Annotated in this window: 9 protein-coding genes; 2 read left to right on the top strand and 7 right to left on the bottom strand. The window is 71.2% G+C overall.

Annotation, left to right across the window (positions count from 1 at the left end):
- Nucleotides 1–236: 236 nt before the first annotated feature.
- Both EV187_RS16715 and EV187_RS16710 read left to right on the top strand, forming a co-directional pair.
- Nucleotides 237–1469 (top strand): glycosyltransferase family 4 protein, encoded by a 1233-nt coding sequence (locus EV187_RS16715; protein WP_165391245.1) that lies wholly within the window; start codon nucleotides 237–239, stop codon nucleotides 1467–1469.
- A 53-nt stretch (nucleotides 1470–1522) separates the two neighbouring features.
- A complete protein-coding gene (locus EV187_RS16710) occupies nucleotides 1523–2218 on the top strand; it encodes an arsenate reductase/protein-tyrosine-phosphatase family protein (RefSeq protein WP_165391244.1) in 696 nt (231 codons plus the stop codon).
- Nucleotides 2219–2327: 109 nt separating this feature from the next.
- Here the strand turns inward: EV187_RS16710 and EV187_RS16705 are convergent, their stop codons facing one another.
- From EV187_RS16705 to EV187_RS16675, 7 genes are all read right to left on the bottom strand, one after another.
- Nucleotides 2328–3188, bottom strand: coding sequence for a glycosyltransferase family 2 protein (locus tag EV187_RS16705; protein WP_130354221.1), 861 nt, complete (start codon nucleotides 3186–3188; stop codon nucleotides 2328–2330).
- A gap of 134 nt (nucleotides 3189–3322) precedes the next feature.
- Nucleotides 3323–5344: a hypothetical protein gene (locus EV187_RS16700; protein ID WP_130354220.1), complete on the bottom strand. Its 2022-nt coding sequence runs from the start codon at nucleotides 5342–5344 to the stop codon at nucleotides 3323–3325.
- Between the two features lie 89 nt (nucleotides 5345–5433).
- Entirely contained in the window at nucleotides 5434–5766 is a 333-nt protein-coding gene (gene fdxA / locus EV187_RS16695) for a ferredoxin (RefSeq protein WP_130354219.1), read from the bottom strand.
- Nucleotides 5763–7196, bottom strand: a complete 1434-nt coding sequence (locus EV187_RS16690; RefSeq protein WP_130354218.1) for an FAD-dependent oxidoreductase — start codon at nucleotides 7194–7196, stop codon at nucleotides 5763–5765. The genes fdxA and EV187_RS16690 overlap by 4 nt, the downstream gene beginning before the upstream one ends.
- Nucleotides 7197–7237: 41 nt before the next feature.
- Nucleotides 7238–8029 (bottom strand): uroporphyrinogen-III C-methyltransferase, encoded by a 792-nt coding sequence (gene cobA, locus EV187_RS16685; protein WP_130354217.1) that lies wholly within the window; start codon nucleotides 8027–8029, stop codon nucleotides 7238–7240.
- A complete protein-coding gene (locus EV187_RS16680; RefSeq protein ID WP_130354216.1) occupies nucleotides 8026–8997 on the bottom strand; it encodes an ABC transporter permease in 972 nt (323 codons plus the stop codon). Before EV187_RS16680 ends, cobA begins: the two co-directional genes overlap by 4 nt.
- Nucleotides 8987–9730 carry an ABC transporter ATP-binding protein gene (locus EV187_RS16675; RefSeq protein WP_130354215.1) on the bottom strand — a complete coding sequence of 248 codons (744 nt, stop codon included), beginning with the start codon at nucleotides 9728–9730 and terminating at the stop codon, nucleotides 8987–8989. The genes EV187_RS16680 and EV187_RS16675 overlap by 11 nt, the downstream gene beginning before the upstream one ends.
- Nucleotides 9731–9733 lie beyond the last annotated feature (3 nt).

Genomic DNA, 9733 nt, shown 5'->3' with positions numbered 1-9733 from the left:
ACTGCCGCTGACAGTGACAAGAGATCCATGCCGACCCGCGCCCACCCATCGCGGCCGGCATGGGGGAACGCCCTTGCGGCCCGAAGCTTGGGGGAGACAGTGGTCGACGATGCCCGCACCGCGCCACCCGGCGCCGGCGGAGCGGCTGCCGTCCGTTCTGACGGTGGCAAGCGGTCGTGCCGATGAGCGCTGAGTCACGCATGAGGCAGGCAGGGGGCGAATCGGACGCTCCGCGTGTGCTGCACCTGGACCACACGACGGTCGCGGGCGGCGCGGAGTTCGCGCTGCTCCGGATGATGCAGGCAGGTGCGCCCTGGCGCCCGTGCATCATGCTCGCGCCCACCGACGAGGAGGGCTTGGGGGTATACGAGGCACTGCCGCCGGAGATCCCATGCCGTGTGGTCGGCGTCCGGCAGCCGGCGGGAGTGAGCTGGGGCGGAATCAGCCTGCAGGTGCTCGCGGGCGCCCGACTCGTGATGCAGGCGATCGCCACCCGGATGCACCGGAGCTTCCGTGAGGCCGACGTCGTCGATGCGAACACGGCCCGCGCCGCCGCCTATGGCGCCATCGCCGCGCGGTTCTCGCGCGTTCCATTCGTCGTGCACGTGCGCGACATGACCGAGCGCGATGCGCTCGGTCGCACCGGTCATTTCCTCATGCGACGCGTGATCCTGCCGCGAGCCGACGGTATCATCAGCGACACGCATCCCCCGCTCGACTCCGCACGCCCGTACGTCAAGCCCGAAGCACTCATGAGTGTCATCCCGAGTGCCTCAGGCATTCGGGTTCGTGACACGCCGCCGATGCGGACCGAAGGCACCTTGCGAATCGGCATGCTGGCGCGCATCGACCCGTGGAAAGGTCAGGGAGTGCTGCTCGACGCGTTCGCCGAGGCGTGCGCCGACGTGGATGCATGCCTCGAGTTCGCAGGAGCCGCGCCGTTCGGTCACGAGGACTTCCTCGCCGAGCTGAAGGGGAGGGCGGTCGAGCTCGGTGTGGCAGATCGGGTCATCTTCCACGGTCACGTCGCCGACGTCGATACCCTCATCGAGGAGTGGGATATCGCGGTCCAGGCGTCTACGCGTCCCGAGCCGCTCGGCCAGAACGTGCTCCAGTACCTTGCGGCCGGTCGCGCCGTGGTCGTCGCAGATGAGGGCGGTCCCACGGAGTGGGTGCATGACGAAGTGAACGGGCTCCTGTTCCCGGCTCGAGATGCGCGAGGACTCGCCGAGGTACTTCGACGCCTGGCCGCGAGCCCGGAACTCCGCGAGCGCTTGGGCTCGGCCGCCGCGGCGACGCCGGGGCTGCTCGACGATGCCGAGGTGGCCGAGGCCCACGCGACCTTCTACCACGAGGTGATCGAGGCCGTCCGCCGCCGAGTGACGAGGGGACGACGGACACGTGAGACCGTGTACGACGAGGTCGCGCGGCGCATCGCGACGGTGACCAACGCCCCGGGACGCGCGTGACGGCGGAGACGCCCGGTGGGACACGTTCGAGGTCGGGGGCCGGAGGGGAAGACGTGACGACCGCCGACCGCTTCAACGTGCTCGTCGTTTGCACTGGCAACGTCAATCGCTCGGCACTCGGCGCCGTACTGCTCGACACCTGGTCGGGCTGGTACCTGCCTGATGAGACGGCGGCACAGGTCGACGTGACGAGCGCAGGACTCCGAGCTCCCGAGGGCTCGTCGATGGGTTCGCGGGCGCGCGTGATCGCGGAGGCGCTGGGCGCGGATGGGTCGGCGCACCGAGCTCGGCAGATCTCCGAAGAGGCGATCCGGGCCGCAGATCTGGTGCTCGTGTCATCCGCTCGCCAACGAGACAGCGTGCTCGGGCTCGTGCCCGCGGCCCTTCGGTCGACCTTCACCATTCGCGAAGCGGGTCGGATCGCCGAGCAGCTCGGCCTGCAGACGATGCCCGGGTCGGCCGAGGAGATGCGCGCGCGCGTTGCGATGCTGGCGCAGCACCGCTTCACCCCGGGCACCGCTGTCGACGATGACATCCTCGATCCGCAAGGCAAGGACGACGACGCCTACCGCCTCATGGTCCGCATGGAGATCCCGCCGTTGGCCGCGCTCGCGGGCCTCCTCTTCGGAATGCCGGAGGCGGAGATCCTCGCCTACGGCGAAGCGGCGGAGACGGCGGCCTTCCCCTTCGGCGCGGACGACGCGACGAACGAGGTCCCCACCCGAGCCAAGGGGCGACGTGAGGCCTGACGCGGCGCCCGGCGTCCCGATCGCCGACCCCGAGGTGGCCGCGGAGCACACGAGGTTCGCTGCGGAAGTGCCGGACGCCGCCCCCGGATGAGACGGCGCCAGCCATGACTCAGGCGCCGTCGTCCAGCAGCTGGCCGGGATCCCAGCTGGGCCACCGCATCGGATCGGGGACCACCACGCGCTCGGCAGGCCCGGATGTCCCGCTCAGGTCACTGGCCTCACCGCTGACATAGGTCGACCATCGTGCGGCACGCTCGCCGTCGGTGAGCATCGCCCACTCCCGCCAGTGGGTTGCGATCGATTCATCCATACCCGCCTCGTGAAGCGCCGCGACGCCATCGAGCGCCTTGCGGGAATACTGATCGAGCGAGCGGCATGAGAAGTGCAGCAGGTCCAGTGCCCGTTGCGGTCGAGAGCCTCGGCTCCGAAGGTCGTGGTTGCCTTCACCCACCCAGACCCAGCGTCTCGCGCGGAACGCGATCTTCATCCAGGCCGTCGGCCGGCGGTCGACCTGGACTGGCCGCCCTGATGCCAGGTCGAGCATCCCGTCCTCGGCGAGCGGATAGGCGTTCCAGAGATGTGCCCACACCCGGTCGGTATCGGGCAGACGTGCAAGCAGGGCTGCGACCGTCGTGCCGGGTGCGTACCAGAACTCATCGGCGTCGAACGGCACCACCCAGTCGGCGCCCGCGCGCCAGGCGAGGTGCGCGAGGTACGAGGTCTTCATGCCTTGGAAGAAGCCCGGCTCCGCGTCGACGCCGGCGTGCACACGTGCGTCTTCGAGGGCCAAGCCCGCGAGCAGGGAGCCTGTGCGGTCGGTCGACCCGTTGTCGACCACGATGACGCCGTCGACGCCCTGATCGAGCATGTGCCGTGTCGAGTGGACGATGATGTCCTCCTCGTTCTTCGCGAGGCAGACGGCCCACACCGATCCGACGCGACGTCGTCGCCGCGGCAGCCCGTCGACCACGATGCGGCGGTTGATGCGACGCTGCAGGCGACCGTGCCGTTCTACCTGGAGGAGCACACCGCGCTTCACCTCGCGAAGGGGTCGAACGACGGGGTCGGGCAACGCGCTGACGACCGCCCGCTTCAGCCACCCGCTCACCAGCTGACGATCCGATCATCGGTGGACGACGCGTCATCCCGCATGCGGTCGCGCGCCTCGGGCGGGACGACGATCACGGCCTCCGGCTCCGCCTCCTCGATCAGCTGGATCGCTGCTTCCTGATTCCGTGGCCGCTCGGAGCGGGCCGGGTCGTCGCCCCACAGGCCGATGATGATGCGGTCGGACGACACGGACCATTGGCCGGTGAGGGCGAGGAGCCATTGGTTCGACAACCGCGGTGCCGTGGAGCCGTCGAGCCGAGCGGGCACCCAGAAATGGGGGGCGTCTCCGGTCACCGCCCGGGCTGCCAGGAGAATCTCGTCGGCGCTGGCGTCGGTCCGGACATCGGCCTCGGTGCGCCGGTCCGGTGATCCGAGGATGCGGAGCCAGGCCGCTCTCGCCTCCAACCCCGGCGGCCGTCGAATGGCGAGCGCCTCGGATGTCACATTGACCACGCCCGATGACGTGGCGAGCAGTGCGGCGACGGCGACGCCTGCAGCGGCGAGGACCGCCCGGCGTCGAGAACCCGTGCGCGCCAGGGGGACGAGCACGCCGATCAGGGCAGCCACCAGCACCACGGACGTCAACTGGACGCCGGCGGCGAGCTTGTAGAAGTAGTACCCCAGGCCGTCGGTCTGGGTGAGGTGGAGCACCGCCACCCAGACGAGCAGCATCAATCCCGTGATGGGTACGAGCCCCTGGGCCGAAGCTCTCACGACGAACCCTCGCCGGTGCTCGGCGCGTCGGACGGCCACCCAGGCCAGGGTCACGCTTCCGACGATCGCGATGATCGGTGGGAGCAGGATCTCGCTGAGCGAGCCGCCGACGAACCCACCGTCGACCAGGAGCCTCCCACCGAGTGCCTCATCGACGCCGCTTCCAGTCAGCATCGACCATGCCGCGACGCCACCGACCAGCGTCGCGCCGACGACGCCGCCGAGGCGGATCCAGCCGGCGGTCGACGCGGGCCACCGATGCCGGCGCAGCGGAAGGAGGATCGGTACGATGCCCGCGAACGCGATGGCGAGCAGCAGCGCCCAGTTGTGGGCGACGCCGACGAGGATTCCGGAGAGCGCGAGCAGCGGCGCCACCGGCCCTATCCGGCTCATCGGAATGACGACGAGGGGAACGCACGCCAGCTGCGCCGTCGCGAGCAGGAAGTTCGGGAATCCGAAGTGGAGGAGGTCTCCCCCTCCTGGCCCGCAGGTCAGTGCCAGGGTCACGAGGGCGACGAGCAACCCCGCGAGGAGTGGGCGCCGGCGGAGCTGCGGAAGCGACACGAGGCCGGCGGTCACCACCGTCACGGCGGCGATGGCGACCAGTGCCGTGGCATGGACGAACCCGACCAGCTCGGCGCCATGCGTGGAGATCGCCGGACCCACTAGCGCATCCATGACGGATGCCGCGACCGCATGGAATCCCTTGGGGTAATCGGAGAACGCCCAGGTGCCGAAGGGTCCGGGCGACGCCAGTTCCACCAACGAGCCCGTGCGCCGGATCATCTCGGTCATGTTGAAGTGCGCGGCATAGTCCCACCCCAGTCGGAGCACACGCAACCCCGCCTCACCGTTCACGACGGCGAACAGCGGCGCGACCATCCAAGCGGTGAATGCTCCGGCCGCGATGACGAGCGCGTCGGCAAGCCGGAACCGTGGAACCAGGGTGCGGAGATCGATGCGTCGCGCGACCGTCATCGTGACGAGCACCGCAAGGGTCGCGGCCACCACGACGCCGAGCCGCGACACTCCGGGTACCGGGAGCGGCAGCCACCACACGAGCGTTGCCCACCCGAGCGCGATGCAGCCGACGTAGAAGACGCGGCGGCTCACCTCTCGCGACGAAGGGACGGCGAGTGCGGCGAGCACGCCCAGCGTGATCAGCGGCCACCCCGACAGCACCCCCGCGAGTTGCGCGCCGATGACCAGCGAGAATACGACGATGCCGAGCGCGATGCCGAGTGCCAGCGCCCCTCGGCGACGGCGGGGATCGACAGATGGTGACTCCCCGTCGCTGGTCATGTCCATAGACTACGGGCGATGCGTAGACGGTGTGGTTCGAGGCGCGTCGCCTTGACAGCAGCGCTGCCTCCGCTCCTCACGCACGTTCCTCACGCCCGCTCCGCCTCGCCCTGCGGCGGCAGCGCCGCCACGACCGGGTGATCGAAGCTGAGCGCCCCGACCTTGGCCGCGCCGCCGGGCGAGCCGACCTCGTCGAAGAACTCGACGTTGGCCGTGTAGTAGTCGGCCCACTCCTCGGGGAGGTCGTCCTCGTAGTAGATCGCCTCGACCGGGCAGACGGGCTCGCACGCGCCGCAGTCGACGCACTCGTCGGGGTGGATGTAGAGCGAGCGTTCACCCTCGTAGATGCAGTCGACGGGGCATTCGTCGATGCAGGCGCGGTCCTTGACGTCGACGCACGGCAGCGCGATGACGTACGTCACGACCCGACCAGGGCGCCGGCGCGGGAGATCTCCACCTGCTCGTCGCGGGGCACGACCTTCACACGCTCGCGCACGATGTCGGCGTGCGCCGCATCCACCGGCTCCCACGCCTCGCCGAGGCCGCGCTCGTGCGCATCGAGCTCGAGCCATCCGGCCCAGGTCGTGAAGCGGATGCCGCGGGCCTCGAGCAGCTCGAGCACCTCGTCGCCGTCGGGCCCCGCCGAGACGACCGGTGCGGGCAGCGCGCCGGCGGAGGCATCCGCGAGCAGGTTCGTGATGGTCTCGAGCGCGTCGCCCTTGGTGTGGCCGATGAGGCCGACGGGGCCGCGCTTGATCCAGCCGGTGGCGTACACGCCGGGAAGCGGGGCGCCCGTGGCATCCGTGACCCGGCCGCCGCCGTTCGGGATCACGGCCGCGCGCTCGTCGAACGGCACGCCGGGCAGGGGCGAGCTCGCGTACCCGACCGCGCGGTAGACCGCCTGTACGGGCACGTCGACGAACTCGCCCGTGCCCACGACGGAGCCGTCGCCCACCGGACGCGTGCGCTCGAACCGCACGCCCTCGACGCGCCCGTCGCCGAGCACCTCGACCGGTGCGTGCAGGAAGTGCAGGTGCAGGCGGCGCGACGCCGTCGGCTCCCAGTCGGCGGGCTTGCGCCAGCCGTTCAGCGTGCGGGTCATGACCTTCACCTGGTTGTTCGACGCGAGCAGCTGGTCGGCGTGCGGGTCGCCGGCCGCGCGCTCGAAGTCGTCGTCGTACACGATCACGTCGACGTCGGGCACCTCGCCGAGCTCGCGCAGCTCGATGGGGGTGAACTTCACGTGGGTGGGGCCGCGGCGGCCGAACACGTGCACGTCGGTCACGGGCGACGCCTCGAGGCCGGCCACGACGTTCGCCGGGATGTCGGTGGAGAGCAGGTCCTTCGGGTGCTTGGCGAGCACGCGGGCGACGTCGAGCGCGACGTTGCCGTTGCCGATGACGGCGATCTGCTCCGCCTCGAGCGGCCACTCGCGGGGGACGTCGGGGTGCCCGTCGTACCAGGCCACGAGGTCGGCGGCGCCGTAGGACCCCGCGAGGTCGATGCCGGGGATGTCGAGGGGGGCGTCGCGCAGGGCGCCGGTGGCGAAGACCACGGCGTCGTAGCGCTCGCGCAGCTCGTCGACCGTCACGTCGCGGCCGACCTCGACGTTGCCGATCAGCCGGATGGTGCCCGCGTCGAGCATCTCGTGCAGCGAGTTGACGATGCCCTTGATGCGCGGGTGGTCGGGTGCCACGCCGTACCTGATCAGGCCGTAGGGCGCCGGGAGCGACTCGAACAGGTCGATCGCGACCTCGCCGCCGGCCTCGGTCAGCTGGCGGTTGAGGATGTTGCCGGCGTAGATGCCGGCGGGGCCGGCGCCGACGATCGCGACGCGGAGGGGACGGGTCATTGCTGCGGGGCCTTTCGGTGGGTGGACCGGGGGACTCGGGTTCAGAGGGCGTGCCGGGGCGCTTCGGCGTGCCCGCCGATCGCCTCGGGGGCATAGGGGCTGAGGGCCACCACGTCGCCGACGACGACGACCGCGGGCGAGCGGATGCCGCGTCGCGCCGCCTGCAGTGCGATCGTGTCGAGCGTGCCGACGGTGACGCGCTGGCGTGGCCCGTAGCCGTCCTCGATGATCGCCACGGGGCATTCGCCGCCGCGCTCGCCGCGGGCGAGGGTGATCGCGGAGTTCGCGAGCGTGCCGATGCCCATCAGCAGCACGACGGTGTGGTCGCGCCCGCCGCCGAGGGACTGGATCTGGTCGTGGCCGGTGACGACGGTGAACGTGGTGGCGAGCCCGCGGTGCGTGAGCGGGATCCCCGCGATCGCCGGCACCGAGATGGCGCTCGTGATCCCCGGGACGACCTCGACCTCGACGCCGGCATCGCGGCAGAACGCGACCTCCTCACCGCCGCGGCCGAAGATGAACGGATCGCCGCCCTTGAGGCGCACGACGCGCCGGCCGTCACGGGCGAGGGAGACGAGCAGCTCGTTGATCGCATCCTGCGGCACGACGTGGTGGCCGGGCAGTTTGCCGACGTCGACGACCTCGGCGCGCAGCACCACGCCCTCGGCGGCGAGCCCGTCGAGCACGCCGCGCGCCCCGAGCCGGTCGGCGACGATCACGTCGGCCGCCTCCAGTGCGCGGAGCCCGCGAAGCGTGAGGAGGCCGGGGTCGCCGGGTCCGGCGCCGACGAGGGTGACGTGTCCGGCGCCTCGGCTGTTCGTCGGCGCGGTCATCGCGTGCCTCCCTGGAGCAGGCCGCGGCGGCGCAGCATCCGGCGCTCAAGGGGGGCGAAGAAGGCGAGCTCGATCAGGATGCCGATGACGAGGATCACCAGCACGGTCGCGAGCACGCCGCCGATGTCGGCGAGCTCCCGGCTCTGCTGCAGCATCGACCCGAGTCCGAAGCCGATCGTGCCGCCCATGGCGATGATCTCCGCCGCCATCAGCGACCGCCACGAGAACGCCCAGCCCTGCTTGAGGCCGGCGACGTAGCCGGGCAGCGCGGCGGGGAGCACGATGAGGGTTGCGAGCCGCGTGCGGTTGGCTCCGAGCACGGTGCCCACCCGGCGCAGTTGCGGCGGCACCTGCTCGACGCCGGAGATGAGGCCGTTCACGATCGAGGGCACCGCGCCCATGAGCACGACGAAGTACACCGTGGCATCCGTCAGCCCGAACCAGAGGATCGCAGCGGGAACCCACGCCACCGACGGCAGCACCTGCAGGCCCGAGATGATCGGACCGACGGCGCGGCGCAGCGGCTTCACCTCGGCGAGCAGCAGCCCGAGGGGCGTGCCCACGATCACCGCGATGAGGAAGCCGACGACGCCCCGCTCGAGGCTGGTGATGACGGCCAACTGCAACCGGCCCGACTCCCAGCCGAGCACGATCGCGTTGAACACGTCGACGGGGCCGGGCACGATGTCGGGACGCGGCTGTGCGATGACCACGTAGAGCTGCCACGCGGCGATGAGCGCGACCACGAAGAGGATCGGCGGCAGGACGCTCGTGGTGAAGCGGCGCCACGCGCTCGGTGCGCGGTCGGGCGAGGTCTGCAGGCGGTCGAGGCCGGCCTCGAGGCTGCGCAGGTCGTCGTGGCCGTGGTCGGCGGTGCGCGCGGATGCCTCGGGCGTGCGTGCGAGGTCGGCGGCCGCCGCGCGGGCGGCCGCGTCGCGCTCGTCGAGGAGGGTGGCGTCATGCGGCATTTCGGCGGATCTCCTTCCGAAGCTGCTCGGTGATCTCGATCGAGAGCGCCGCGACCTCGGGCGACTCGATGCGGCGCCGCTCGGTCGTGTCGATGCGCCACTCCCCGGCGACCCGTCCGGGCCGGCTCGACAGCAGCACGACGCGCTGGCCGAGGCGGGCGGCCTCGCGCACGTTGTGGGTGACGAAGACGATCGTGCGGCCGGTGCGGCGCCAGACGCGCTCGAGCTCCTCGTGCAGCAGGTCGCGCGTGATGGCGTCCAGCGCGGCGAACGGCTCGTCCATCAGCAGCACGGGACGGTCCTGCGCGAGGGCGCGTGCGAGGGCGACGCGCTGGCGCATGCCGCCCGAGAGCTCGTGCGGGCGCTTCTCCGCGGCATCCGCGAGGTTGACGACGTCGAGGAGCTCGAGCGCCTCGGTGCGACGGGCCGTTCGGGCGACGCCCCGGAGGCGCAGCGCGAGCTCGACGTTCTGCCGAGCGGTGAGCCATGGCATGAGCGCCGATTCCTGGAACATCACGGCCGCGCCCTCGGCGGGCACGTCGATCGAGCCGGTCGTCGGCCGGTCGAGACCGGCGATGAGGTTGAGGAGGGTCGACTTGCCGCAGCCGGAGGCGCCGAGCAGGCAGACGAACTCACCCGTCTCGATCGACAGGTTCACGTCGTCGAGCACCAGCGGACCCGCGCCGAAGCGCTTGCCGAGCCGGTCGATGCGGATGGCCGTCTGCCCGCTCATGGT

Source organism: Agromyces ramosus (genome assembly GCF_004216665.1).
In the GTDB taxonomy this organism is placed as follows: domain Bacteria; phylum Actinomycetota; class Actinomycetes; order Actinomycetales; family Microbacteriaceae; genus Agromyces; species Agromyces ramosus.
This window is presented reverse-complemented; position numbering and strand designations above follow the sequence as displayed.